Raw genomic sequence first — 26,952 nt, 5'->3', positions numbered from 1 at the left:
ATGGTTTAGTTAATCAAAGTTGATGACCGATTGGCCGCAGTAAACAGATTACCGTTGAAGCTTTTTCCATTCAGCATTCGAATAGATAACAATGTTTGCTATTTTTTACTAAAAATCGGTACTTGATCGGTGTGATTGTTTACAATACTTGGCATAGTTAGATTGCCTACGTAAGCGCAACAAGTAATAAAGGGACGTAATAATTAATGGCAACATTGAAAGATATTGCGACGGAAGCGGGGGTTTCCTTAGCTACCGTATCAAGGGTACTTAACGACGATCCAACATTAAGTGTTAAAGAAGAGACTAAGCACCGCATTTTTGAGATCGCAGAAAAGCTAGAGTATAAAACCAGTAGCTCCAAGAAAGCGGCGCTAGCTAGAAAACAAAATCATCACTTTATGGCGGTATACAACTACCCTCAGGAAGCGGAAGTCAACGACCCCTATTACCTTTCTATCCGCCACGGCATCGAAACTCAATGCGATAAACTAAACATTGAGCTAACAAATTGTTATAACAATGAAATCATCGCAGCAAGCAATAAGATAACGGGTGTTCTTTTGGTTGGACGAAGCAATCCGACCACCTTAGCCCAGTTGACTAAGATGACTGACAATATTTGCTATGTCGACTTCAGTGACTGTGACTCTGAATTCGATTCTGTCGACATTGACCTCAAACGAATCAGCAAACAAATCACCGATTTTTTCATCGACCAGGGCTTTAAACGTATTGGTTTTATTGGGGGGCAGGATAAACCCAATTGTGCCGACATTCGTGAAATTGCCTTCGCTGAATATGGGCAACTTAAAGGCGTAGTGTCACTTGATGATATCTATCGTGGCGAGTTCACCAGCTCATCTGGCTATAAGCTTGCTAAAGAAATGCTGGCAAAACCAGACTTCCCTAGAGCGTTATTTATTGCCTCGGATTCAATTGCGATTGGGGTGTTAAGAGCCATTCATGAGCACGGGCTTAATATCCCTGAAGACATTTCGCTTATTAGTGTTAACGATATTCCTACCGCAAAGTTTACGTTCCCATCCCTGTCTACGGTGCGAATTCACTCAGAGATGATGGGAGTTCAAGGCGTTAACCTTCTCATTGAAAAAGTTCGTGATGGTCGCGCCCTACCATTACAGGTTTATGTTCCGAGCAAGCTAAAACTAAGAGGCACCACTCAATGACTCCAGAGCAGTGGCTAGCCATTCTCACTCCGCATCTTGAACAACGATTCAAATAAAATCAATCAAACAGCATCTCTAAGGCACTGAATTTCAGTGCCTTTTTTATTATTTAAAACTCAAACCCATGCAGCTACTCCCCCCTCACCCAGCAATAAGATGTGGTTAAACATTATTCTTTAATCGTGATCACAGCTTTCACCTACCGACTCGAATAAATCGTGATCCAGTTAAAGTAAAACGTTTTCACTAATTTATTTTAGTAAAAGTTTTACTAATATCTTTCCCATAAGCTCACTGAGCATTTTTTAACAGAACGTCGGCAGTCATCGGACGCTTTAAGCCGAGGGAGAGCAATCGTGAACAATTGGGAAAACTTCCTACACCTACATGAGAACCGCATGGCACCACGTGCCTATTTTTTCTCATACGATTCCGTCAACAGCGCACAAACTTTTCAACGCGAGCTCAGCAACCACTTTATGCTGCTAAGCGGACAGTGGCGTTTTAACTACTTCACAAACCCGCTCTTGGTTCCTGAGGAGTTTTACACTGACAAGATGGAACAGTGGGGCCAGATTACGGTTCCAAATATGTGGCAAATGGAAGGCCATGGCGATCTTCAATACACTGATGAAGGTTTTCCTTTCCCAATTGATGTTCCTTTTGTGCCAAGCGATAACCCAACTGGCGCTTATCAGCGTAATTTCACTCTGAGCGAGAGTTGGAATGATCAACAAACCATCATCAAATTTGATGGTGTGGAAACCTACTTTGAAGTCTATGTAAATGGTCAATATGTCGGTTTTAGCAAAGGGAGCAGACTTACCGCCGAATTCGACATTTCAAAATACGTAGTACAAGGTGATAACCTTCTGTCAGTGCGCGTGATGCAGTGGGCTGACTCTACCTACATCGAAGATCAGGATATGTGGTGGACCGCCGGCATCTTCCGTGATGTTTACCTTGTGGGTAGACCACAAACCCATGTGCAAGATTTTACCGTCCGCACTGACTTTGCCGACGACTACGTCGCAGCAACGCTCTCTTGTCAGGTGGAACTTGAGAACCTTAGTAACCAGCAAGCGCATGGCTACTCACTAGACTACGCTCTGATGGATAAAGGTCAGGTTATTGCTCAAGGCTCATGCAGTAACCTGACTATCGACCAATCTGCTCAGGCTCGCTTTAACATCGAAATGACCCACCCAGTTCACTGGACCGCTGAAAATCCTTACCTTTATCAACTTCTGATCACTCTGCGTGATAATCAAGGCAACATCTTGGAAGTGATCCCACAACGAGTTGGCTTCCGTGACATTAAGGTGCGTGATGGCCTGTTTTACATCAACAATCAATATGTAATGCTCCACGGGGTTAACCGTCACGACAACGATCATCTAAAGGGTCGCGCGGTGGGAATGGATCGCGTCGAGAAAGACATCGTGTTGATGAAGCAACACAATATTAACTCTGTGCGTACAGCTCACTACCCTAATGACCCTCGCTTCTATGAACTGTGTGATATCTATGGTCTGTTCGTTATGGCGGAAACCGATGTAGAAACTCATGGTTTTGCCAACGTGGGAGATTTGAGCCGAATCACGAATGATGCCGCCTGGGAAGCTGTGTTTGTCGAGCGCGCCGAACGCCACATCCACGCACAAAAAAACCATCCATCCATCATCATGTGGTCGATGGGCAACGAATCAGGCTACGGCTGTAACATCCGCGCGATGTGCGCGGCAACCAAAGCGATTGATGACACTCGCCTCGTCCACTATGAAGAAGACCGTGACGCGGAGGTTGTTGATGTCATTTCAACCATGTACTCACGTGCACAATTGATGAACTATTTCGGCGAGTTCCCGCACGAAAAACCGCGCATCATCTGTGAATACGCCCACGCTATGGGTAATGGCCCAGGTGGTCTGACTGAATATCAAAATGTGTTCTACAAACATGATCACATCCAAGGTCATTATGTTTGGGAATGGTGTGACCATGGCATTTTAGCCCACGATGAGAAAGGTGAGTCTTTCTACAAATACGGTGGTGACTATGGCGACTACCCTAACAACTACAACTTCTGTATGGATGGTTTGATCTACCCTGACCAAACTCCAGGCCCAGGCTTGAAAGAGTACAAGCAGGTGATCGCGCCAGTAAAAATCCGCGCTATCGACCCACAAATGGGTAAGTTTGCCATTGAAAACAAGCTGTGGTTCTCAGACATCAACGATTACACCATTACCGCAGATATTCGCGCCGAAGGTGAGACTTTACGCACCGTTCAATTCAAAGTAGCTGACTTAGCCGCCAACTCTGAACGAGACATTGAGATTGCGATCCCGGAATTGGATCAACGTGAAGTCTTCGTTAACTTTACCGTGCGTAAAGATAGCTGCACTCTCTACAGCGCGGCTAACCACGACATTGCGGTTTACCAATACCCAATCAAAGCAAATACGGCAACCACTACAACTTATAGTAACGCCAACGCAACCAGATTAAATATCGAGGAGAGCCGTCTTGGTTATTTGATTGAGGGCCATAACTTTGCAATTAACTTCTCGAAAGTCAATGGCAAGCTAACCTCGTGGTTGGTCAATGGTGAGGAGCTGATCAAATCTGAACCGAAGCTCAACTTCTTCAAACCAATGATCGACAACCACAAGCAAGAGCATGAAGGATTGTGGCAACCTGCCCACCTTCAAATCATGCAAGAGCACTTCCGCACCCTCAATGTTGAGCTGATTGATGGCAAAGTCGAAATCACCACGACCAGTATCATCGCGCCACCAGTATTCGATTTCGGGATGCGTTGTAGCTACCGCTACCAGATCAACGCTGAAGGACAACTCAACCTAGAACTGAGCGGCGAACGCTATGGCAATTACCCGCATGTCATTCCTGTGATCGGTTTAGATCTTGGGATCAATGGTGAGTTCGAACAGGTCAAATACTATGGTCGTGGCCCAGAAGAAAACTACCAAGACAGCAAGCAAGCCAACATGATTGATGTTTACCAGACAACCGTCGCTGATATGTTTGAGAACTACCCATTCCCTCAAACTAACGGCAACCGTCAAAACGTTCGCTGGGCAGCTTTGACTAATCGCAATGGCACCGGTTTGTTAGTAAAGCCTCAGCAAGAGATCAACTTCAGCGCTTGGTTCTACACCAACCAAAATCTACATCAAGCTCAGCACACAATTGAGCTTGAGAAAAGTGGTTACATCACTCTGAATCTCGACCACAAATTGATGGGACTTGGTTCCAATTCTTGGGGCAGTGAAGTGCTCGATTCATACCGTGTCTACATGGATGAGTTTTGCTATGGCCTGACACTAATGCCACTGCAAGCGGGTGACTGTAACGCCCAAGCACTGGCTGCACACAACTTTGGTGACGCCTTCTTTAAGAACAAGCGTGTCACAACAACTGATGTAAACGAGGCATAACCCATGATCGTGTTAGAAAGCTTAGAGCAATTCAAACAAGTGTACCGCAATGGTCGTAAATGGAACCGCTGTGTTGAGGCGATTGAAAACTGCGTCAACATCAAAGATGGCGTAATGCACTCCATTGGCGACTCACTGGTGTACATGATTGAAGATGGCATTTCACTGAACAATGACACTTTTATCGGTAACCGCCGCTACTTTGATGTGCACTACTATCTGGAAGGCAAAGAATCAGTAGAATTTGCGGATAAGTCTCAGCTACAACAGCTTGAGGCGTATAGCGATGAAACGGATCGTGAATACCTGATAGGTAAAGGGCAAGTACGTGAACTGAGCGCAGGTCAGTTGGCCATTTTTGACAATAGCCAAGGCTATCGTTTCTTAGGTGACAACCGAGTGCGCAAAGTGGTGCTGAAAGTAACCATCGAAGATGGCTACTTCCTCAACAAGTAACCAAGACATTCATACCAATAACAACGAGGGGCGATGCCTGTCGCATCAGCCTCTCGATAAAACCCTACAAACACGTGACTCTTCGGAGATATAACAAATGTCTGATACCAAACGTAACACCATAGGCAAGTTTGGCTTGCTGTCCTTAACCTTCGCTGCCGTATTCAGTTTCAACAACGTCATTAACAACAATATTGAAATCGGTCTAGCATCGGCACCAATGTTCTTCTTAGCGACCATCTTTTATTTCATCCCTTTCTGCTTAATCATCGCTGAGTTCGTTTCTCTCAACAAAGATTCAGAAGCTGGGGTTTATGCTTGGGTTAAAAGCTCACTCGGTGGTCGCTGGGCATTTATTTCTGCTTACACTTACTGGTTCGTAAACCTGTTCTTCTTTACCTCACTACTGCCACGCGTTATCGCCTACGCTTCCTATGCTTTCCTCGGCTATGAGTACATTCTGACACCATTCGCGACCACTGCTCTCAGTATGATCCTGTTTGCGTTCGCAACTTATGTGTCTACCAACGGCGCAAAAATGCTAGGGCCAATTACTTCCGTCACTTCATCATTAATGCTGTTACTGACTATCTCGTACATCTTGCTTTCTGGCGCTGCGCTACTTGGCGGCGTAGAACCGGCTGACCCAGTAACTGTTGAAGCAATGATCCCTGATTTCAGTTGGGCATTCCTTGGTATTACTACATGGATCTTTATGGCTGCGGGCGGTGCTGAGTCTGTCGCGGTTTACGTCAACGACGTTAAAGGTGGTTCTAAGTCTTTTGTAAAAGTGATCATTATTGCAGGTATCTTTATTGGTGCGCTTTACTCTGTCTCTTCTGTACTCATCAACGTATTTGTCTCTAGCTCAGAGCTAAAATACACAGGTGGCTCAGTTCAGGTATTTGAAGGGCTAGCAAGTTACTTTGGCCTACCTGAAATCCTGATGAACCGTTTCGTGGGCTTGGTTTCATTCACAGCCATGTTTGGCTCTCTACTAATGTGGACTGCAACACCTGTAAAAATCTTCTTCTCAGAAATTCCTGAAGGTATCTTTGGTAAGAAAACGGTAGAGCTTAATGAAAATGGCGTTCCAGCACGTGCAGCTTGGGTACAGTACGCCATCGTATTCCCACTAATGATTATCCCAACCTTAGGCTCAAATACAGCTCAGGATCTTATGAATACGGTGATCAATATGACCGCAGCGGCTTCAATGCTCCCACCGCTGTTCATTATGCTGGCTTACCTAAACTTGCGCCTAAAACTGGATCATCTAGAACGTGATTTCAAAATGGGTTCACGCATGACAGGGATTGCCGTGGTTTTGATTCTGATCGGTATCTTCACTGTGGGCTTCCTAGCGTCAACGTTCCCAACAGGCGCAGACATCATGACCATCATTTTCTACAACGTTGGCGGCATTGTTATCTTCCTAGGTTTTGCTTGGTGGAAGTACAGCCAATACGAAAAGTCACTCAATGATCAAGAGCGCTTACAAGAGGCCGCTCCTGCCGTTACCCTAAAATAATAATAACAACCCCTTTTGGGCACCTAGTGGTGCCCTTTTTTGTTTTGTCTATCACTGTCAACTACGACCTTCACGAACAGAAAAGCGTCTTTTCGGATCATTTATCCCGCTCAAGACCAGATATAGTGATCAGCAAGGTGCGCGGCCGCCACTTGCTTGTTCTGTCATATCACTGGCGTTCAAAAGTCTGGACGCGCTATACATTAGGCTAAGTTGATAAATCGAGTCGTTAGGCATGTTCTATACTTGACTTAAAGCTATGTGAAATCATTACTTTATATGCAAATACTGACGTCAGAAGCACGGACTCGCCACTGGCAACAAATTAAGCAGGCCTTTTATCAAGACAAGCTCCTTTATGGTTACGTCCTGTTTACGACCATTGCTTTGTATTTGATGTCGCTAATGTTTAGCTACGCTTCTCACATCGAGTACAGCGCATTTACTTACCTCAGCACCCTGATTCGAATCTGCTACATCACCTTTCTCACATGGAGCAGCGCCTATTACCTTTATCTTCTTTATCACCGTCGACCTCATCCGATACAAGCCTATATCAAAACCCTGATCGGTTTCTTTAATCCACTTTCAAAGGCGATAAGCTTTATTCTGTTGGTATTAGCGCTGAATCTCACTTACTCATGCTATTCGTATCTTAAGTCTGTGATACCGGACATCAAACCATTTCAGTATGACTTGGCTTTCTATGAATTAGATAAGTGGCTTCATTTCGGAGTTTCACCCTGGGAGATCACTCATGGGATCTTCTCTTCCCCCTTTGCGACCTATGGGATCAACTTTCTCTACCACCTATGGTTTCTGCTTATGTGGGGGATGACATTGTTTTTTATCGTTCGTCGTGACCTAACTCATCTTCGCAATCAGTACTTGATCGCTTATATGTCAAGCTGGCTTTTGATAGGTGGTATTACCGCCACTCTGCTCTCTTCTGCAGGCCCTTGCTATACCCACTTACTCAATCCCGAGCATACTCACTATTTGCCGTTGATCGATTTGCTCAACGATCAAAGTCGCATCATGGTTGAGGCGGGATGGTTTCCCGTCTGGGCCTTAGATGTACAGGATACCCTTTGGCTTAACTACTTAGGTCGCGAGGGAGGCATTGGAGCGGGTATTTCGGCGATGCCGAGTATGCACGTCTCCGTTGCGATGCTGATGGCATTAGCCAGCTACCAGTACAACAAGAAACTTGGCTTACTCATGTGGGCATACATGATTTTTATCCAAATAGGCTCTGTCCATCTTGCATGGCACTACGCGATTGATGGCTATCTAAGCATCATATTGACGTTACTCATCTGGAAAGGCTGTGGTTGGATATCTCATCGACTCACTAGCGAACCGTCTCAGTAACGATTTGTCGAATCCAGCAGTTCTTTTCTTCATACTGATTGGCTTTGGCAAACAATAGGCGAATATCAAAATCAGGGATCTCAATCGGGCTAGTGATCGCTTGCAGATCATGTGAATACATTTCCATTTCAGCAAAACGTTTCGGCACAATACACAGTAATTTCCGACCTAGTAACAAGCGTCTGATAGTAAGAAAGTTGCGTGATGCCACACCTACTATTCTGGTATATCCGAGCTTATACAATGATTTATCAACTTGAGTTTGCAGACTACCATCAGGGCTAACTAAGGCATGTTCTACTGCTACAAACTCCTCAATCGACATCGTATCACCTGCTTCAACCGTATTAGGATCGAATAAGCACAAGTGTTGCTCTGTATAGAGCAGCTCAGACAGAAAACGTCGATTAAGGTTTTCGATACTTCCAATCACGATATCCAGCGCTTCGCTCTCAACGATATCTACATAATTGCTGCGATTGACGTTAAAAAAACTGACCTGTGAATTTGGTGATTGGTGTTTGATCGCGTCGTACAACGCTGGCGCAAAAAGCTGCTCAGCGTAATCTGTTAGTCCTATTTTCCATACGCCAGTATAGCTTTGCGGAACAAAGTGCTTCTTAACCAATAAGTCATTCTTAATGCTACCAAGCAGCTTATCGATCACTGGAGCAATGTCTTGAGCGTACCGAGTCGGCTGCATCGTCGCCCCCACTCGTTCGAATAAAGGATCATCAAATAGCGCTCGCATTCTCTGCAACGTATGACTCATAGCAGACTGACTGACAAAGCACTGCTCTGCAGCCGCGCTGACACTGTTAGTCTGAAACAAGGCTTGAAAAGCCACCAGCAAATTGAGGTCGACCCCTTTCCAATTAAACTCTTTCACTCATCCCGTCCCATTTTGTTCATAGTCTGTATTAAGACTATCAATTTGAATCATTTTATTTCATTGCGTACATTATTGGCAGTATTAAAGGTCTCTTGACCTAGCAAAAGAGTAACGTAACCATGCTGTCGATTTTCAAAACCTTCTTTATGCTTGGCTGGATTAGCTTTGGCGGTCCTGCGGCACATATTGGCTATTTCAGAAATACCTTTGTTGAAAAACTCAACTGGCTAGATGATAAAGAGTACGCGCAAATTGTTGCGCTTAGCCAGTTCTTACCCGGACCCGGTTCAAGCCAGGTGGGCTTTGCTCTAGGTTACAAACGAGGTGGCCTTGGCGGCGCGTGTATGGCGTTTATTGGCTTTACACTACCTTCCGTACTTATCATGCTGGCGTTAGCTATGTTAAGTAGCCAACTGACTGAAACCACCACCTTTCATAATGTGGTTCATGGTTTGAAATTACTTGCGGTTGTAGTGGTTGCCGATGCAACTTGGGGGATGTACAAAAACTTCTGCAAAGAGAAGCTATCGGTGGCACTTTGTTTGATAACGGCTGTCGCACTCTTACTTTTACCTGGTATTGCGACCCAAATGGGTGTCCTGATAATGGCTGCTTTGATCGGTGTAAAATATTTAGGTAATGACGACGCGCTCAGCACCAGCAAGTTTGAGCCTTCTATTACGCCTCTTGCCCTGTTTGTTGCTTTGCTTGTTGGACTGCCGTTTGCGGCGCAAGTATTACCCGCACTAGGTCTATTCAGCGACTTTTTCCAAGCAGGTAGTTTGGTCTTCGGTGGCGGCCATGTGGTTCTTCCACTGCTACAAAACATTGTCGGTGATCAGCTAAGCCAAGATGCCTTCCTAACAGGCTATGCGGCAGCACAAGCGGTTCCTGGGCCTATGTTTACCTTTGCAACTTACATAGGTTATGAGTTGATGCCTTCAGCCCCGATTACGGGTGCGTTAATGGCGACTTTAGCGGTTTTCTTACCGGGCTTTTTATTGCTACTTGGAGTACTAAAGAACTGGCAATCACTGGCTAAAAATCACAAAGTTTCTGGCGCCGTCAACGGAGTAAATGCTGCGGTTGTGGGGTTACTGGTCGCCGCTTTATACCAACCGGTATTTACCAGCGCAGTGATGAATCCACTTGATATCTCGCTGGTTCTCGTTGGCTTCTATTTACTCAAGCAACAGAAACTGCCGATTGTTTGGATGGTCGCATTCTTTATGCTGGCGGGGTTCGCTACTGGCTATATCGCTTAACAAGAATGCGGGTAGAGAAAAGGGGGAGCGTGCTCCCCCTTTTCTATTGATCTTATCTAGCTTTCTCCTCCCTAACCATAGCAAGGGCTTTTTCTAGATTCTCATTAGCGACTTTGTAGTAAGTCGGTCTCGAATCAATCGCCTGCTGGAGATATGGAATCGCTTGTTCTGGTTTACCCTGAAGGGTAAGGAAATAACCCACATTATTTAACGCTTCTGGTTTCGTCATATGCTGAGAAAATACGTTCAGAGCACGATTAATCTCACCTTTAGCTAGATAAATTAACGCTAAATTATTCAAAGCTTTATCATTATTGGGCTCGTTATCCAATGCCTGTATAATGAAACGCTGGGCTTTGCGATAATCCCCTGCCATATAGAAAGAGTATCCAACATTGATCAAGGTTTTCACCGAGTCAGGATCAATACTGAGCGCCTGCTTATAGAAGGCTTGAGCCAATTCGTGGTTTTTGTCCAAGTCAGCGATGACCCCCAACCCCATTAAGGCATATTCAGGCGAGTAACTATCAACCTGAAGCTTATTGACGGCTTCCACCGTACTTAGGTCAGTGTTACTCAAGGTCTTGTTGTTATTAAACCTCACCTGATCCGCATTGACTGCTCGCATAAAATAGCTGGCACCCTGCTGAATATCTCCATTGCGACTGTAGAGGATACCAAGCTGTTCAAGGACTTGGATATTGTTGGGATTCTCCTCAATCGCAATCAGATAGGCTTTTTCAGCCAGCGCTAAGTTCCCTCTAGATTGGTGTATACGACCAATGTTGAACAGTGAACGATCTCTATACTGACCGTTTTCAAACGAAAGAGAGCGAATGTATTCATACAAGGCTAAATCGGTGTTTCCGCCACTCAGCGCCTTGTCACCCCGTTCGATGGCCTCTTTCTCTGTCGTCGGTGGTTCTTCTGACGAAAGTGAGTCGATAGGTTTACCATCATAGAGAGAAGTGTCTAAGCTCGACTCTTTAGAGGCACATGCGGAAAGTAATATCGCAGATAAAGCGAATACAACCAGTTGAATTCCTTTCATAGTCCGTCCTTATTTTCCCATAGATGCAGTGAAGAGCAGCATTGACGGACCAATTGCAACGATAAAGAAGCAAGGCCAAATAAAGATCAACAGAGGAAAAATCATTTTCGTTGGAATCTTAGCTGCAACCTCTTCGATTTCTTGATTACGCTTGTCTCGATAGTCTTCAGTATACTCACGTAACGTTTGTGACAAGCTACCGCCTATTCTTGATGCATGGGCCAACATAGTCACCAGACCAGCGATCTCTTTCAGCCCCGTCCGATGAATCAAGTCATTAAACGCATCCGACAATTCGACCCCTGCTTTTACTTTGACACATACGGTATCCAGTTCATCAGCAAATTCAGGGTGCGATATGGTCAACTCATCCGCGACTCTGCGAAGAGCAGCGTTAAACCCTAACCCAGACTCAGTACACACAACCAATAAATCTAAGGCATCTGGAATCCCACTGCGAATCTTTGATTGCCGCTTATCAACCATATATCCGAGCACAATATTCGGTCCATACATGCCGACACCAACGCTAACAATCATGGCAAGGTTACGCATTGGCATATCTGGAGCAAAGAAGAAGAATCCTGCCGCCATCAGTAGCCCTACCACTAACGACAACGCTTTAATTGCATAAAAGATAGTGAGCGCACTCGCATCAAGATAGCCCGCATGCATCAGCTTTTCACGAATGCTTTCACTCTCTTTAGAGTTGGAAGGTTTCATGGCTGGTGCAAGCGACTCTAAAGTATTCTCTAAGCGTTTTGTCCGCTGCTTTTCGACACCACTAGTACTTTTAAGTTGGCTAAGTTTGGCTTTTAACGGCGATTTTGAGCCGACGAGTAACAGCGATAGAGTGAAAATGATCAACACGGTTGCCAATAGGATCAAGCCTAAAAAAACAGTCTGTTCATCAAGGTTAAAGGACGAAATAAAGGTCAGTACAGAGTCCATATCACACCTCGAAGTTAATGATTTTTCTGATCCACAGTGAACCAAAAAATAGACTAACGACCCCCCCACTCACAAGTTTCATTCCCCTTGGGTCGGTATAGAGCGGCTCGACATAGCCAGGGTTAATCACACTGAGGAAAATGAACAGAACAAAAGGTGAAAGAACCAATATCCACGCCGACAGGCGGCTTTCCGCTGACAAGGTTTTGATTTTTCTTTGCAGCTTAAAACGTGCCCGCAGCACTCTTGATACTTTCTCAAGGTTCTCCGATAGATTACCGCCAGTTTCTTTTTGCAACAAAACCGCACTGGAAAACGCGAGCATGGAAACCGTTGGTGTACGCTCCGCCATCTGCATGATCGCCATCCGCATGTCATAGCCGTAATTGAGTAAGTTGAACGTGTTTTTGAATTCAACTCCGATTGGTGCAGGCATTTCCAACCCCACCTCATTAAAGGCCTGGGTGACCGGCTGACCCGCTTGTAACATACGACGCATGATATCTAGGGCTTCAGGCAACTGTTCTTCAAAGGCCGCCAAGCGATCTGAAATCTTCTTACCTAACCAAAAATATAGACACATCCAAACCGCAATAATCGCTGCGATCCCGACATAAAGAGGTTGACCAATAAACAGCGCGATAAAAAAACAACAAACCGACGAGATAGATGTAATGAGTAGGGTTTGAGTTAAACTCCAGTCATATCCAGACAGCTCAATCATTTTCTTGAGTGACGACAGTGCCTCAATTTTTACTAAACGACGATCCCAAGGGGTCAGGCTTTTTAAGTAATGTTCATGAAGCAGTGAACGTGCCTCTTCATCTAATTTAGACTGGGACTCCTTTAATCGTTCTGATAACTCTTTATGCTTTGCTTTACTCCCTGCTGCAGGCAGAATCAGCGCCTGCGAAATAAACACCACTGCGAAGAAAAGTAAGACAAAAAAGAGTGTCGCATCCTGCTGCATAATGCCCCCTTCTATGAGTGTGACTCATTAAAAATTTCGAAAGGAAGATGAAGGCCTTTTTTAGAGAGCTGGTCATGACATTGCGGCACGACTCCCGTCGCCGTAAAGTGTCCTAAGACATTCCCTTCTTCATCCATTCCTCTACGTTGGAACTTAAAAATCTCCGACATGGTAATAATTTCACCCTCCATGCCGTTGATCTCACAAATGCTGACCATACGTCGCTTACCGTCTTCCTGACGTTCCATTTGCACAACCAAATGAATGGCCGACGCAATTTGAGAGCGTAGGTTTTTGGCGGTCATATTCCAGCCCGCCATCGCGAACATATTCTCTACCCGAGAGAGAGCATCGCGCGGCGTATTGGCATGTATTGTCGCTAACGAACCATCGTGGCCAGTGTTCATCGCAGCTAACATATCAACCGCCTCAGCACCACGAACCTCCCCCAGTACAATTCTGTCGGGGCGCATACGCAGTGAGTTTTTCACCAAATCTCGCTGGGTGATCTCCCCTTTGCCTTCAAGGTTAGCGGGACGTGTTTCTAGTCGAACGACATGAGGTTGTTGCAATTGAAGTTCTGCCGAGTCTTCTATCGTCACAATACGATCATCAGAAGGAATAAAGTTCGAGAAGATATTAAGTGTGGTGGTTTTTCCTGAACCGGTACCACCTGAGATGAGTACATTCATCGCCCCACGCACCGCTGCTTCAACAAACTGAGCCATTTCGGGAGACAGAGAGTTATAGTTGAGCAGGTTATCCATATTCAACTTCTCTACCGCAAAGCGGCGAATCGACACTGATGAACCATCAAGCGCAAGAGGTGGAATAATAGCGTTTACACGTGACCCGTCAGTCAGACGAGCATCGACCATAGGTGATGCTTCATCAATACGTCGACCGACCTGACTCACGACTCTATCAATAATGTTGCGAAGATGTCGCTCGTCAAGAAAGGTGTAAGGAGTTAATTCCAACTTACCACGTCGCTCAACAAAGACGTGCTTAGGTCCATTCACCAAAATATCCGACACAGTCGGGTCTTTGAGCAGTGGCTCAAGAGGACCTAAACCAAAAACCTCATCTTCGATTTGTTGTATTACCCGTTTACGTCCTTCCGCACTCAATGCGTGCGTTTGGTCTTCCGCCATTAGCTGTACAACGGCGTCGTGCAACTCAGACTTAGCACGTTCCTTTTCCAAGCTCGCCAACAAGCCTAAGTCGAGCGTTTCAAGCAACATTTGGTGATAATAATGTTTAACCGAAAGCTCTAGCTCGAGTTGCTTCTTCTCTTCTTCAACGGCATGACCTTTCGCTTCAGCCTCGCGACGTTTTCTTTCTTGAAAAGATTCAGCAGCCTTTTCTTCTACCACTTGACTTGTTTGTGGCTCTGTAGTCACAGCCTCTTGTCGTTGATTCGCTTGCTGGATTTGACGCTCCTCAGCTTCAACCACTTTCTTTTGTAGCTCCGGGTTTATGTTTTTCCTTTTAAAGAACATATTAGCCCCTTGTTATTATCAAGCTTTGTTAGGAGAACATTTTCTTAAACCAACCTTTCTCACTCTCCTTATCCGGAACTAAAGAGTGTGCTAATCGTTGAACTGACTTGGAAATTGCGCTGCCTTTTTTGGACAGAATAAAAGGTCGGCCTAAGTTGGCACTTTCAAGCGCAACTTTAAATTCATTAGGTATGGTGTGAATTTTCATGCCACCTATGGTTTCTTGAATATCTTTTAATTTGATCGACTGTCGCTTCTCATAACGATTGACGATAATTTCCATTTGATCTCTAGAGACACCAAACTCGAACGTCAGAACTTTGATAATCTGCGTCGTATTTTTAATCGCGACTAAGTTTTGTTGAGTCACCAAGAACAGTTTCGTCGCGGGTGAGATAACCGAACCAAACATCCGATCAAGCCCGCGAGATAAATCGATCACAATGTATGGGTATCTTTCACGTAAGATAGGGATTAACTGATTGAGTTGAGGGGCTTTTTCGAAATTCTCATGGCTATTTTCACGTTTAAAACCGATAGTGTGCAGACCAGATTCATGCTTAGTGACTAACCCACCCAGAGAGACTTCATCCAAATCAGAAAGATTCGCGATGGCATCTGTGAGACCGTAAGTACAAGAAACGTTAAGATAATCTTCTATCACGCCAAACTGAGTATCTAGATCAACAAATAGAACATTATCTGGGTTCTGTTCTGCAATCGTAATGGCGGTATTGAGCGCCAACATTGATGCACCCGCACCACCTTTAGTATTCATAAATACAAGCAGCTCACCAAGGTTTCTGCTTGCCACTTTTTCTTCAGCAACATTCCTAAGTAGCGGAATCAGATCCCCCAAGGTCGCTTTGTCGGAAATAAAGTCTGCGGCTCCAATGCGTAAAGCGATTTTAAGTGCGCCATTGTCATTCTCATTGCCGAAAACAATCAATGACGCTTCATGGCCAGTAGCATGCTCTGGCCCCTCATACTGTTGAAGCTCAACAATTTTTTGTGCCCAATTCGGCCCCGTCTCTACAAAAATAAGATCAGGTGGAGAGAAGTGTGCAAGATTACCTACCACCAGACCATGGAACGAAATCATTTCAAAGCTGACACTAGGGCACTTTGACAGCTCATGACTGATATGAAGGTGAAAGGCGTCAGATAAATAGAATACCCAAACAGTTAAGTTTGTTTTCAGTCTTATGGGTTGGTCACCATGAGTCGTTAGCGTCACTGCTTCTCCCATCTCGTTCTCCTAGCAGTCCGTGCTATTTTCTTCATTAAAGGGGGTCTCTCTGTGATGACCTAGGTTTTCCCTTGGTCGAGTCGTTTCAAACTCCGGAACAGACAGGCCTCCAGTCAAGTTGATGAAACTGAGCAAGCCAGTAAATTGATATTCAAAATCAACGACTTTAGCCCTCACATATTCAATTGTAGGAAAGATTGCATCATCTGTCAGAGTTCCTTGAATAACATTCCCCGAAGCATCGAGATACTCAATGGTCAGATTGCTAGCAGAGAAACCATACGGCGCTCCGCTGACTACCGCTAAGGCTGGAATATTGGCTTTATCCTCAACTTTACAAACAACCGCCAAACGCGCGGCGATTCGTGTCATGTCATTAACCATCTGCAATGAATAGATGTAACGCCCTACCTCAATCACAGCAAAAATTACCAATAACAACGCGGTTGAGACCAAGGTAAATTCTATGATCGATAGACCTTTTTGCTTCTTCATGGTGCAGTCCTCATCATTGCCGAAGCATTTAAAGGCACTGCAAAATTGAGCGTCGAGCTAAACTCAGTAATAACCGGAACATAAGTATGATTAATCGTGACTGTGACATAACCATTCTCATGTAATACAGTGACGTCTGACGTGTCTATGCCACTCATCAAAGATACAGCCCCGTCCCCCACAACAGTTTTACCGTAAACGACCATGTTTTTAATTTCATCGACATCGGCGATTTGGTCATAGCTTGATGTACCAGTTACACCAGCGGTTGCATAACGAATTCCGCTCTGAGCCATTTTGGTTAAGTTTGTATATTGAACAAACGCATTACCAAACTCAGCAATCGACATTAAAATCATCATTAATACTGGCAGAACAATCAGCATTTCCACTGCTGCCAATCCTGTTGTTCGGGAGTGATTCCTATCGCGTTTGTTCATGATTCATCCCCTCCCGGATCCTTATACAAGACAATGGTATAAGGACCTTCATTACTAGAATCTTGACCTGGATTCCCGCCCGACGCAGTACAGTCAGAAATAAACTCCCCAAACACGGCTTCTTTACCGCTATTGGAGGTCGGTGCTTTTTGCAGCATAAAGAAGCACCCTAATGCAGTAACGGTAAAGCTGCTTGTCCCACCACTGGCTCCCGTGCAGTCCACAATTGGAACGACCAAAATACGTCGATCATGCTGTCCGCCTGAGTCCATTTTGCAGTCAGGATCGCCTGAGCAATCCGGCAACGCATCGTTATAATCTTCGTATCCCCACGGCTCACCTTCAACACTCTCATCGTTGTAAACGATATTGCCATCATTATCTAAAGTCGCTTTGGTGTCCGGTTCCTTTACGTAGATGTCTGAAGGAAAATCACTGGCAGATAGCCCACCACCGCTATAAGCACCAAAACGCGTGTTTAGCCCCTGGCCTACCGGACCTATCGTATTGCCGGGTTTGGTTATAACGGTATCACCTACCCCAACACTTCCTTCATAACCACCAGCGAGAGCTTTTCTCACCGTGTCTGCACCAGAACCAAAGTCAAGCAGTTGATAATTACCCGATCCCATATCACTCTGATTCTGTTCAGCAATTTTAAGTGCGTAGAGTTCTCCTGTATCGTAGCCAGTCGAACCTCCAGTGCCTGAATCACCTTCACATACTGCCATAGGCACAACATTGACCACATCAATACCCGGGCTTGGTCCTGCCACCGCGCTCGATACTAACTGTTTATCGACGCCAAATAGGTAAGCAAAGAAATTATCAAGCGAGTATGCACTTACAGTGACACGAACATAAGTATCCAAGTTCGCGTTATAGCCACTCGACTGAGGAAATATGGTGGGATCGTTTGAATACTCTACTGTGACGGTCGCATTGGAGAAGTCCATTTCGGAGTTGCCAGTAGCCGCGGCGACGTTATTCAATGTTGAGTTGGCCGCGGTGGTCGCTTGGGCATTTGTCCCTTCGCTATCCATGACAATGGCGGCAGCTAACGCAGCAGCATCGACACTGTTTTGCAATCTCGCTTTATTTAGCACAGCATGGCTTACATCAATAGACAAGGCAGCGACGCCTACCAAAGCAAGCATCGCTACCGTCACCATGACCAAAACCAAGCCCCTTTGTCGCGAATATTTACCTATTCGCTCTCTTGGCAACCTCATTGCGTCCATCCTTAGGGTCTAATTAGCAAACCCCTGCAAAACTTGACTATCAGTGCCTCCTAAGTCGGAGCTCTGTTTGCCTGTATAGACTTGATAGGCACTTTCCATTCGTTCACCACTACCCGAAGGAATGACTCCCAAGTTTTCTTGAGATGCATTTTGATTGTATGTTTGTTGTGTTTTTACCTTGGCCACATGGTGCCCTAAACGCGGTTTATTCGCGCAGCCGAGAAGCAGAGCGGAACAACAAACAACAATCGCTATAGTTATTACGTTTTTCATATCGCTCTCCTACAAACTATGTCCAAATGTGCCTTCAGTGCCGCCTTTACTTCGGTCAACATACTCTTGTTCATCGGCAGGTTTTGCTTTGGGTGTTTTCTTGACAGGCGCGATATACGAACCACGACCGAGTAAGTAGTACTTAAAATCATTAGGTTCGACAAAAGAGTCAGTCGGCAGAGTGACCTTGTTTCGGTCAATTGGCTGCGCGAGCCTTGGTGTCACTAAAATAACCAGCTCAGTTTCACCTGAAACATACTCTTGGCTATTAAACATTTGCCCCAAGATCGGAATATCGCCTAAACCGGGCATCTTGCTCGCCACATCACGTACATTTTCACTCAGTAGTCCAGCGATACCAATCGTCTGTCCATCCGCTAGCTCAAGAGTAGACGAAGCACTGCGACGCGTAATGGGAGGGATAACGTAGGTGCTATTGGTACTACCTGGAGACAAAGTCAGCGAAGAACTGTTGGCAATTTCACTCACATCCACCGCTAAGTTAAGATTAATTTTTTTGTCGCTTAACACGGTTGGGATGAACTTCAGACCCACACCATATTCTTTGTACTCGATCGTTATACCTTTATCATCCGGTACTGGGATTGGGAATTCACCCCCAGCTAGAAATTCCGCTTTTGAGCCACTCAACGCAGTCAAATTGGGCTCAGCCAATACCTTCGCAGTGCCGTTTTGTCGGGCGACATCGAGGGCGAAACTAAATAAGGTATTGCCATCAATAAAGGAGCCTAAAATCCCGTAATCACCAGATGTCGGTATCTCAAAAATTGGCGTCGCACCCGCGATACCAGCTGCGGTAGATGCCCCGCCCCATTTAAACTTAGAGCCGCTGGATTGGAAGAAAGCAAAGTTAGCATCAAACTTACGCACTAAGCTGCGCTGAACTTCAGCAACGGTAACTTCAAGCATGACTTGCTGCGCACCACCAATCGTCATCAGATTTATCACGCCAGTTTTATCAACTTGCTTACTCAGAGACTCATTTTCCTTGTCTGCTTCTCGTCCAGCGGAGTAGGTTTCTGCCACTCTCAAAGCAATATTCATTGCCGCTTGATTGCTTATCTGCCCACTCAGAATCAATCGGTTTTGGGCACTGTGCACTTCAATGGTTTCATTGGGTAAAAACTCAAAGAGTTTGGCCTTGAGGCTGTTTAAATCATGAGTGACTTCAATATTGATGGATTCAATCAGTTGACCACGGCTATCCCAAGCCATCAGGTTGGTCGAGCCAAGCTTCTTACCAATCAAAAACAGCTCATCGGATTTGAGCATCACGATATCAAGCACATCCGGGTCACCCAATGAAACACGCTTTGCTTTGCCAGCTAATGTTACGTGTGTGGATTTATGGTGGGGAACTTTGACCACTTTCCCTGATTGTGAAGCCGCATAGGTAACACCACTGCACAGCAGCAAGATAAAAAACAGTGTTATTATTTTATTCATAGCTCACCTCAGTCCCTGACGCGGATATTGCTGGATTCAGTGCCCTTAATAATGGTGACACTAGGGGCAACATATTTTTTGACCACTTTTTCCTCTTCATGAGGATTACGTAATGCTAACTGTATGTCTCCACGACTTTGGGCAGACAACAACTTTTCGGCCTGACTAGGTGTCACCTCTAACGTCACAGCCCTTACGATAATTGGCTTGTTTTCTTTGGTTCTCGCCGTTTGGTCAACAGCTAATACTTTAATTTCTTTGAGCACTGTTACGGTATTAGCCGAGTTTTTTCCGTATTTAATCGTATTTAGCACATCCACCTTATTGCCCGGCAGCAAGAAGCCCGCAACACCAATGACATCGTTTACCCGAATAGTCACAGCACGTTTATTCTCTGGGATTAGAGATGCTAACGTTGAACCCTCTCCCTGATTGGCTAGACGGCTAACATGGATTATCTCGCCCGGATAAACATTGCTCGCAACAACTTGCCCGATCAACTCTTCAGCCGATGTAAATTGAGATTCAGAGCGCCACGCTTTTTCTAGCAACTTGTTGGTAATGTGTTGCTCCTCAATAACCGTCCCTGCGAGTATTTCCTGAGAGGCAATGATCACCGGCTCTCGCTCGACCACCTCTACTTCAGTTTGAGGCTGCAATTGGTTGTCCATCCACTGTTTGGCGAAAAACACGGCTCCTAAACCAAACGCAATGGAGAGTAAAAAGAGTAATATGACTTGATTTCGACTCATCGAGCACCTCCTCCTTTGCCATCAGCTGTAAAGTACACTTCCCACGCACGGCTTACGATTTCAGAGGAGATAACAGGTTCAACTTCTTCAAATACGATGATATCTCGGCTGATCCCTACAATGTCTTTTGGTAAACAAGGATAAAAGCCCACGTCATGCTGACGATGTAAGTCAAATAAAGTTTCAAAACACCCTTGGGTAAGGGTCAGATTTTTAGATTTCGCAATAATGCCCCACAGTTCGCGATACTCTTCTTCGAGTAGAGGACCAAACTGAATCTTGTAGCCAAGTCGACGTAAAAAAGCCGGGTCACTGATCTTTTCCGGATCTAGGTTCGTAGAAAAGGCAAGAGTGAGGATGAAAGGTATTGAGATCTGTTGACCATTGGGCAAGTTCAGATAGTCGTAGAAATATTCCATCGGTACGATCCATCGGTTCAGCAATGTATCAACTGGCATCGGCTGGCGGCCCAAATCGTCGATAATAAAAATTCCGTTGTTCGCCATCATCTGTAGCGGAGCCATCCATACCTTGTTGTGCTCGCTGTGGTTGACCTCCAGCATGTCCATGGTTAATTCCCCACCGACTTGGATACTGGGTCGTTCACAAAGGCACCAGCGGCGGTCAAATTGTTCTTTAAACGTGATGGACTGAATATCTGAGCTGGATACCCTCTTGTGATGCTGAGGCGAAAAGACTTTGATGATGTTACCCGCGGCGAAGACAGCGTGAGGGATGTAAACCGAAGTGTTGAGTGAGTTAAGAATTTTTGTCGCGACAAAGGTTTTACCTGAACCTGCACTGCCGTAAAGCAACAACGCCCGACCAGAATTAATCGCAGGCCCCAAAACCCCGACCATACGATGAGCGCCCAGCACATCTGAGAGTGCATATTCGACATCGGCTCGATTAACCATTTGAGCTCGAACGTCCTGCGCCTTGACCATTTCGCAATATTGATTCAAAGAGACGGGCACTGGGCCTAAATAGGCATCTTTTACAAAAGCGGTATCGGCTTCCTGCATGCCTGATTCTGACAAACCATAGCGCACATGTCCGGTAGATTGAGTGGAAAACGTTGAGGAAGCAGCTTGAAAAACCTCGACCATTGACTTTGCTCTTAGGCCTGCGATGACATCCTCAATCATATGACTATTGATACATAACAACTTGGTCAATTGGAGAATGTCAGACTTGGGATAGGCGGCAATGTGTTTGATGACCAGATTTTCGACCACCGCTTTGGGTATTCCTAAGTCGTCGAAGCTTGTTGGCACAGGGGGTTGCGGAGCTTGCGGCGTCAACTCTGTTCGATGTTGAACCTTGGACATTGCCTGAACCATAAACACTCCTTGTGATTAATTCAGAAAATAGAAATAAAGCGCTACTCCAACAACAACGACTGGCGCAAAAGGCATTTGATATCGTCCTCTGCTACCGTTTGGGCTGGTTAAAGCTTTACTGCCCGAAGAACCATACATGACATAGATCGAGTATTTGTTTAGTAACGATTTGAATTGGTTAGGTGACTCTGCGAGGCGAAGAAAGGCATAGAAGAGGCCAATAACTACGCTTGCAACTGCAATCCAATAAACCGCTCCCAAAATATGCCTACTGCCAAGCCAAAAACCCACGACACCCAAAAGTTTTACATCACCGGGAGCCATCACTTTTAAAAAATAAAAAACTAAAGCAACGCCAAAACATGTAATGCCACTAACAGATGACCAGAGTAGGAAATTATAGTCCTGAAGGACAACAGCCTTATTAATAAAGCTAACAAAAAGAACCACTAATAATAATGAGTTAGGTATTCGGTGCTCTTTTGCATCAGAAACGGCTATAGCAAATAGCACGATCCAAATAAAAACATCCATCTAACTGTCCCCAAAATTAGTCAGTCCTACTCACTAAATATAGACCCAAATTGTTGAGATAACAGTTCTCCGAACACAATAAATATCCCCGAAAAACCAACCACCAATAAACCCGCACCTACCACATACTCGACGACGGTTAACCCCTCTTCATCCCTAAAGAAACTAATGAAAGACATAGCCAAAAACCTCCAAGTTGAACAAAAGGAAGTTGCCCACAACACAGTTATGGGCAACTTAATTCTTAATCAACTATAGACGAGGATATGCGTTTATGTCGGTATATTAGTTACCTGAACCATCTGGTGCATTATCAAGAACTGTACCTAGCTGTGCTTCTAGTGCAGAACTGAAAGTACCAAAAATACCTGCTAGACCGGCTACCAATAAACCTGCACCAACAACGTACTCCACAACCGTTAAGCCTTCTTCGTCTTTCATAAATTCAGAAATATTTTTAATAAGCTTGCTCATGATTTGTCTCCTTCCAAAGTTCATTAAGCCATTTCGCTTATTGATAATTTAGATTTATTTGAGCAATAACAGTTAGGATTATTTTGGCTATCTTTGGTACTTTTTTGCCATTAACTATCAGAAAAAATAAGTACATCCGCTCGTCAAATAAGCAAATTCTAAAATTAGGCTATTTATTCAAAGAATAGTCCTTCATATATTTTCTTTTTAATTTAATGCGCTTACAAAGCACTTTTTAGTTACTACTATATAGCCACTCAATTAAAGCTACCCATTCTCACTTTTGATACTTGACAGAAAGCTGACCACTGCACTTAAGTGATATTAGTCACATTAAAACACCGGCTAATCATTCAATCTCTCAATGAGAGGCTTGGTTAATATCAATTAACATACTAAGCTAATTGGTACAGTTCGTGTGATTAAAACTAAAACAAAATAAGGACTTTACACAGTGGATGTGTTGCACAAAGGTTACTGGCTCGGACAATCGGTGACGTACGTCGCCAAAGATATCGTTCGAGATCTGGAAAGATACTTTCATATTCTCGACTATGGGTATGATGTGTCTGTCCTTAGTGAATCTGAAATACATTTCTGTTTTTTCTGTTACGAAGCCTCTTTTCACTCACTGCTTCTGACTGCCGCAAAGCTTTGTCAAAACCTAGATAAAAATCTAATCGTGGTATACGACAATGGACTCCCCCAAGAAATTGCTGAATTGGATGTGGTTTATTCAACCTTTAACCTCAATCACGATGACTCTCGGGCTTGGAGTGATGAACTCAATAAGCAGGTCTACTACCAGTTTTCAAAACACCAAGAAATCCTTAATATCCATAAGTTAGTAGAGAACCATCAACAAAAACATATCAACAAAGATCTGGTTGAAATGCTGAGGTATATCGATAAGAACCTCTCAAGAACGATTAGAGAAGAGGACGTAGCAGAATACTGTCACTACTCAGTGACGTATTTTTCTAAGTTTTTTCACAAAACGATTGGAGTCAGTTTCCGGGATTACCTGACACTCAAAAGAATCAATCTCGCTAAGCAGCTGCTAACCAATGAGCGCAAAGAGAAAATATCTTTTATCGCTTTCCAGTGCGGCTATAACGATGTCTCTTACTTCTCCCGCATTTTCAAAAAAAAGACGGGGATTAGCCCTGCAGTCTATCGTCAACTTCACTAATCACGCGCTGGTCACAAGAAACTCCTAAACTTACTCTTAGTGCTTTCCTCCTATTTATTTACCATGCTAGAGTTAACAATCTATTAACAACAAAAATAACCATAATTTTGCCAATAACACGGAGTTAGAGAATGATTCAGCCTAACGAGTTAAGCAAACCAACCTGTGCTCTCCCACCACCCAACGAGATGATCCTAAAATGGGCAGCGGAGCGCCCTAATGAGGTTTATCTTAAACAGATTATCAACCGCCAGTTTATCGAGTTCACCTACGCGGAAGTTGCTGATCAAGCACTAAAGCTAGTCACAGCACTCAATAATTTGGGTATCCAGCCAGGTGACAAAGTTGCACTGGTATCAAAAAACTGTGCCGAATGGTTTATCTGTGATTTAGCCATGACGCTTGGTGACTTTGTCAGCGTGCCGATCTTCCCAACCGCTGGTGCTGATACCATCGAATACTGTCTGACGCACAGTGAAAGTAAAGCGCTGATTGGCGGTAAGCTTGATGATGCAGCAGCAACACAGCAAGTGATCGACACGATGCCTAACCTTATCACCATCGCTCTGCCGTATGACTCTGCACCAAGTTGCCAATACCAATTTAAACAGTTGATCGCTGATTGTGAACCAAGCCAGTATCATCCTGAACATTACGACGATAAATTGATGTCGTTAGTTTATACTTCCGGCACTTCGGGGGTACCTAAAGGCGCAATGCTCACTTATGGCGCGTTTAGTTGGTCGGTCCAACAACTCATCAATCACATCGGTATTCAAGAGAATGATCGTCTGTTCTCCTATTTACCACTCGCTCATATTACAGAGCGAGTCTATATTTTCGGTTCTTCGATCATGGGAGGAGTTCAGACTGCCTTCCCTGAGTCTCTCGATACTTTTATCGAAGATGTAAAAATGCAAAGACCCACATTGTTTATCTCAGTGCCTCGACTATGGACCCTGTTCCAACAGCGTATTCAAGATAAACTGCCGCAGAAAAAACTGAACATCTTGCTCAAAATTCCATTTGTTAACTCTTTGATTAAGAAGAAACTCGCAGATGGACTCGGTTTGGACAAAGCACGCGTGCTAGGTTGTGGTTCTGCCCCTGTGTCTCCGGCGTTACTTGAGTGGTACCACAGCGTCGGTCTGAACATCACAGAAGCTTGGGGGATGACTGAGTCGTTTGCCTACAGCACACTTAACTACCCATTCCGTGCAGACAAAATCGGTAGTGTTGGTAATGCTGGGCCCGGTATTGAACTGAAAATTGCCGAAGACAATGAAATCATGGTCCGAGGAAAAGGTTTATTCTCCGGCTATTATAAGAACGACATCGCGACTCAAGAGTCATTTGACTCGGAAGGGTGGCTACACACTGGTGATGTTGGTTCTATAGACAGCGAAGGATACTTAAACATTCAGGGACGTAAAAAAGATACCTTTAAAACAGCTAAAGGTAAGTTTGTCGCCCCTGTTCCAATTGAGAAAAAACTGTTCGAGTACAGCCGTATAGAAATGATGTGTCTGATTGGTCTGGGACTTCCAGCGCCAATTTTGCTTGTGGTTCCTCATGATTTCCCTAATTTTGATCGTGCCCGTTATGAGCGTACGACGAAAAAAGTCATCAAGAGAATGAACACCGAGCTAGAGTCTCACGAACAGATAAAAGGCGTCTTAATGATCAAAGATCCGTGGAGCATTGAGAATGGTATCTTGACTCCGACTTTGAAAATTAAACGTCATGTTCTTGAGCAAAAATACCACGAGATTGGGCACAACTGGCCTAAAGGTCAGCTCGTCGTGTGGGAAGAGTAGTTTTGTACTGATATTTAAAAGGAGAGCCTACGCTCTCCTTTTTACTTTTCGGCATAAAGTAAAGCGATTATGATGCTCACTTGCCACAAGAATACATAGGGACAGTATATGGATGCTAGGTTGCATCACCTGCCAGGATTGCGCTACTTTGAAGTCGCGGCAAGGCTCAATAGTTATAGCCGAGCAGCCGAAGAGCTTTTTATTAGTCAGGCTGCTGTGAGCCAAAAAATTCGCCAATTAGAGGATGGGTTAGGCTGTAAGCTATTTGTCCGTGATGGCCGAGAAATGCGTTTAACCGAACAAGGAAAAATCTTGTTTAAACATGTTTCTCAAGGCTTCGAAACTATTATCAGTGGTCTGAATCAAATCCAGAGCGAGCCTGTTGAAGGCTTGCTGTGCGTTAGTTCAACGCCGTCATTTGCGTCTCGTTGGTTACTACCGCGATTATGGAAATTCTCTACTCAATACCCAAGTATCCCTATTCGTATCATTACCAGTTGCGACGCTCCCAAACTAAAACAGGATGATGCCGACCTAGCTATATGGCAAGGCGATACTCTCGACGTCAGTGACAACCACAAGCTACATAAAGAGTTTCTATTTGAAGAAACGATCTACCCGTTTTGTTCTCCCCACCTAGCGAAAACAATCAACTTGTCGACGCCCGAACAGCTACTTGGTTGCTGGTTGATTCACTATGAATCAGGAGGTTACCCATGGCGCGCTTGGTTTGCCGAAGCTGGTGTTGAGATGAACAAAGAGTCGGTGAGATGGATGGATGTCAGTACCTTCGATCATGCGATGAATGCGGTTATGGCTGGTCATGGCGCTTGTTTAGCCTCAGACTCACTCGCCGCCGACTATGTAGAGAGAGGGTTACTCATTAAGCCATTTGATATTGGTATGACCCCAGGCATCCAATTCAACCTGTTCTACAATGATGAGTCCCCTCGACGAAATCGAATCGCTGCTTTTGCAAACTGGCTACATAGCGAAATAGCAGGCTAAGCAACAAAAAAGAGCCATTCGTTA

The 26,952-nt window shown here is 44.7% G+C and carries 25 protein-coding genes; 9 read left to right on the top strand and 16 right to left on the bottom strand.

Annotated elements, in window-relative coordinates:
• Positions 1–206: 206 nt before the first annotated feature.
• From ebgR to DA100_RS00920, 5 genes are all read left to right on the top strand, one after another.
• Positions 207–1,190, top strand: a complete 984-nt coding sequence (gene ebgR, locus DA100_RS00940; protein ID WP_138970432.1) for a transcriptional regulator EbgR — start codon at positions 207–209, stop codon at positions 1,188–1,190.
• 356 nt (positions 1,191–1,546) lie between these two features.
• Positions 1,547–4,651, top strand: coding sequence for a beta-galactosidase subunit alpha (ebgA, locus tag DA100_RS00935; protein ID WP_138970431.1), 3,105 nt, complete (start codon positions 1,547–1,549; stop codon positions 4,649–4,651).
• Positions 4,652–4,654: 3 nt separating this feature from the next.
• Positions 4,655–5,107: a beta-galactosidase subunit beta gene (locus DA100_RS00930; RefSeq protein WP_138970430.1), complete on the top strand. Its 453-nt coding sequence runs from the start codon at positions 4,655–4,657 to the stop codon at positions 5,105–5,107.
• Positions 5,108–5,204: 97 nt separating this feature from the next.
• Positions 5,205–6,638, top strand: coding sequence for an amino acid permease (locus DA100_RS00925; protein WP_138970429.1), 1,434 nt, complete (start codon positions 5,205–5,207; stop codon positions 6,636–6,638).
• Positions 6,639–6,917: 279 nt separating this feature from the next.
• A complete protein-coding gene (locus DA100_RS00920; protein ID WP_138970428.1) occupies positions 6,918–8,012 on the top strand; it encodes a phosphatase PAP2 family protein in 1,095 nt (364 codons plus the stop codon).
• Here the strand turns inward: DA100_RS00920 and DA100_RS00915 are convergent.
• On the bottom strand, positions 7,993–8,901 hold the full coding sequence (locus tag DA100_RS00915) for a LysR family transcriptional regulator (protein ID WP_138970427.1): 909 nt from the start codon (positions 8,899–8,901) through the stop codon (positions 7,993–7,995). The two genes, DA100_RS00920 and DA100_RS00915, sit on opposite strands and share 20 nt — an antisense overlap.
• A 122-nt stretch (positions 8,902–9,023) precedes the next feature.
• Here DA100_RS00915 and chrA point away from each other — a divergent pair, with 122 nt between their 5' ends.
• Positions 9,024–10,169, top strand: coding sequence for a chromate efflux transporter (gene chrA, locus DA100_RS00910; RefSeq protein WP_138970426.1), 1,146 nt, complete (start codon positions 9,024–9,026; stop codon positions 10,167–10,169).
• A gap of 52 nt (positions 10,170–10,221) precedes the next feature.
• Here the strand turns inward: chrA and DA100_RS00905 are convergent, their stop codons facing one another.
• The 15 genes from DA100_RS00905 to DA100_RS00840 form a co-directional block, all read right to left on the bottom strand.
• Complete coding sequence (locus tag DA100_RS00905; protein WP_138970425.1) at positions 10,222–11,220, bottom strand: tetratricopeptide repeat protein; 999 nt, start codon at positions 11,218–11,220, stop codon at positions 10,222–10,224.
• 9 nt (positions 11,221–11,229) lie between these two features.
• Entirely contained in the window at positions 11,230–12,171 is a 942-nt protein-coding gene (locus DA100_RS00900) for a type II secretion system F family protein (RefSeq protein ID WP_138970424.1), read from the bottom strand.
• A gap of 1 nt (position 12,172) precedes the next feature.
• Entirely contained in the window at positions 12,173–13,141 is a 969-nt protein-coding gene (locus tag DA100_RS00895; protein ID WP_138970423.1) for a type II secretion system F family protein, read from the bottom strand.
• Positions 13,142–13,152: 11 nt separating this feature from the next.
• Positions 13,153–14,643: a CpaF family protein gene (locus DA100_RS00890; RefSeq protein ID WP_138970422.1), complete on the bottom strand. Its 1,491-nt coding sequence runs from the start codon at positions 14,641–14,643 to the stop codon at positions 13,153–13,155.
• A 28-nt stretch (positions 14,644–14,671) separates the two neighbouring features.
• Complete coding sequence (locus DA100_RS00885) at positions 14,672–15,892, bottom strand: AAA family ATPase (RefSeq protein ID WP_138970421.1); 1,221 nt, start codon at positions 15,890–15,892, stop codon at positions 14,672–14,674.
• Positions 15,893–15,901: 9 nt separating this feature from the next.
• Complete coding sequence (locus DA100_RS00880) at positions 15,902–16,387, bottom strand: TadE/TadG family type IV pilus assembly protein (protein ID WP_138970420.1); 486 nt, start codon at positions 16,385–16,387, stop codon at positions 15,902–15,904.
• The gene (locus DA100_RS00875) at positions 16,384–16,827 is read right to left on the bottom strand and encodes a TadE/TadG family type IV pilus assembly protein (protein ID WP_138970419.1); all 444 of its coding nucleotides are present in this window, start codon (positions 16,825–16,827) and stop codon (positions 16,384–16,386) included. Before DA100_RS00875 ends, DA100_RS00880 begins: the two co-directional genes overlap by 4 nt.
• Positions 16,824–18,059, bottom strand: coding sequence for a pilus assembly protein TadG-related protein (locus tag DA100_RS00870; RefSeq protein ID WP_138970418.1), 1,236 nt, complete (start codon positions 18,057–18,059; stop codon positions 16,824–16,826). Before DA100_RS00870 ends, DA100_RS00875 begins: the two co-directional genes overlap by 4 nt.
• Before the next feature lie 18 nt (positions 18,060–18,077).
• Positions 18,078–18,341, bottom strand: coding sequence for a hypothetical protein (locus DA100_RS00865; RefSeq protein ID WP_138970417.1), 264 nt, complete (start codon positions 18,339–18,341; stop codon positions 18,078–18,080).
• Between the two features lie 9 nt (positions 18,342–18,350).
• A complete protein-coding gene (locus tag DA100_RS00860) occupies positions 18,351–19,808 on the bottom strand; it encodes a type II and III secretion system protein family protein (RefSeq protein WP_138970416.1) in 1,458 nt (485 codons plus the stop codon).
• Between the two features lie 8 nt (positions 19,809–19,816).
• Positions 19,817–20,560 carry a Flp pilus assembly protein CpaB gene (cpaB, locus tag DA100_RS00855; protein WP_138970415.1) on the bottom strand — a complete coding sequence of 248 codons (744 nt, stop codon included), beginning with the start codon at positions 20,558–20,560 and terminating at the stop codon, positions 19,817–19,819.
• Entirely contained in the window at positions 20,557–21,903 is a 1,347-nt protein-coding gene (locus tag DA100_RS00850; protein ID WP_138970414.1) for an AAA family ATPase, read from the bottom strand. The genes cpaB and DA100_RS00850 overlap by 4 nt, the downstream gene beginning before the upstream one ends.
• A 15-nt stretch (positions 21,904–21,918) precedes the next feature.
• Positions 21,919–22,437 carry an A24 family peptidase gene (locus DA100_RS00845; protein ID WP_138970413.1) on the bottom strand — a complete coding sequence of 173 codons (519 nt, stop codon included), beginning with the start codon at positions 22,435–22,437 and terminating at the stop codon, positions 21,919–21,921.
• Between the two features lie 26 nt (positions 22,438–22,463).
• A complete protein-coding gene (locus DA100_RS20820; protein WP_171052108.1) occupies positions 22,464–22,616 on the bottom strand; it encodes a hypothetical protein in 153 nt (50 codons plus the stop codon).
• Positions 22,617–22,722: 106 nt separating this feature from the next.
• Positions 22,723–22,911, bottom strand: a complete 189-nt coding sequence (locus DA100_RS00840; RefSeq protein WP_138970412.1) for a Flp family type IVb pilin — start codon at positions 22,909–22,911, stop codon at positions 22,723–22,725.
• A gap of 454 nt (positions 22,912–23,365) precedes the next feature.
• Here DA100_RS00840 and DA100_RS00835 point away from each other — a divergent pair, with 454 nt between their 5' ends.
• From DA100_RS00835 to DA100_RS00825, 3 genes are all read left to right on the top strand, one after another.
• The gene (locus DA100_RS00835; RefSeq protein WP_138970411.1) at positions 23,366–24,103 is read left to right on the top strand and encodes an AraC family transcriptional regulator; all 738 of its coding nucleotides are present in this window, start codon (positions 23,366–23,368) and stop codon (positions 24,101–24,103) included.
• Positions 24,104–24,234: 131 nt separating this feature from the next.
• A complete protein-coding gene (locus DA100_RS00830; RefSeq protein WP_138970410.1) occupies positions 24,235–25,920 on the top strand; it encodes an AMP-binding protein in 1,686 nt (561 codons plus the stop codon).
• Positions 25,921–26,028: 108 nt separating this feature from the next.
• Entirely contained in the window at positions 26,029–26,928 is a 900-nt protein-coding gene (locus DA100_RS00825) for a LysR substrate-binding domain-containing protein (RefSeq protein ID WP_138970409.1), read from the top strand.
• Positions 26,929–26,952: the final 24 nt, after the last annotated feature.

This window comes from Vibrio sp. Hep-1b-8 (assembly GCF_006124995.1).
Taxonomy (GTDB): Bacteria; Pseudomonadota; Gammaproteobacteria; order Enterobacterales; family Vibrionaceae; genus Vibrio.
Note: the sequence above shows the minus strand (reverse complement) of the source record. Positions and strands in the feature narration are given on the sequence as shown.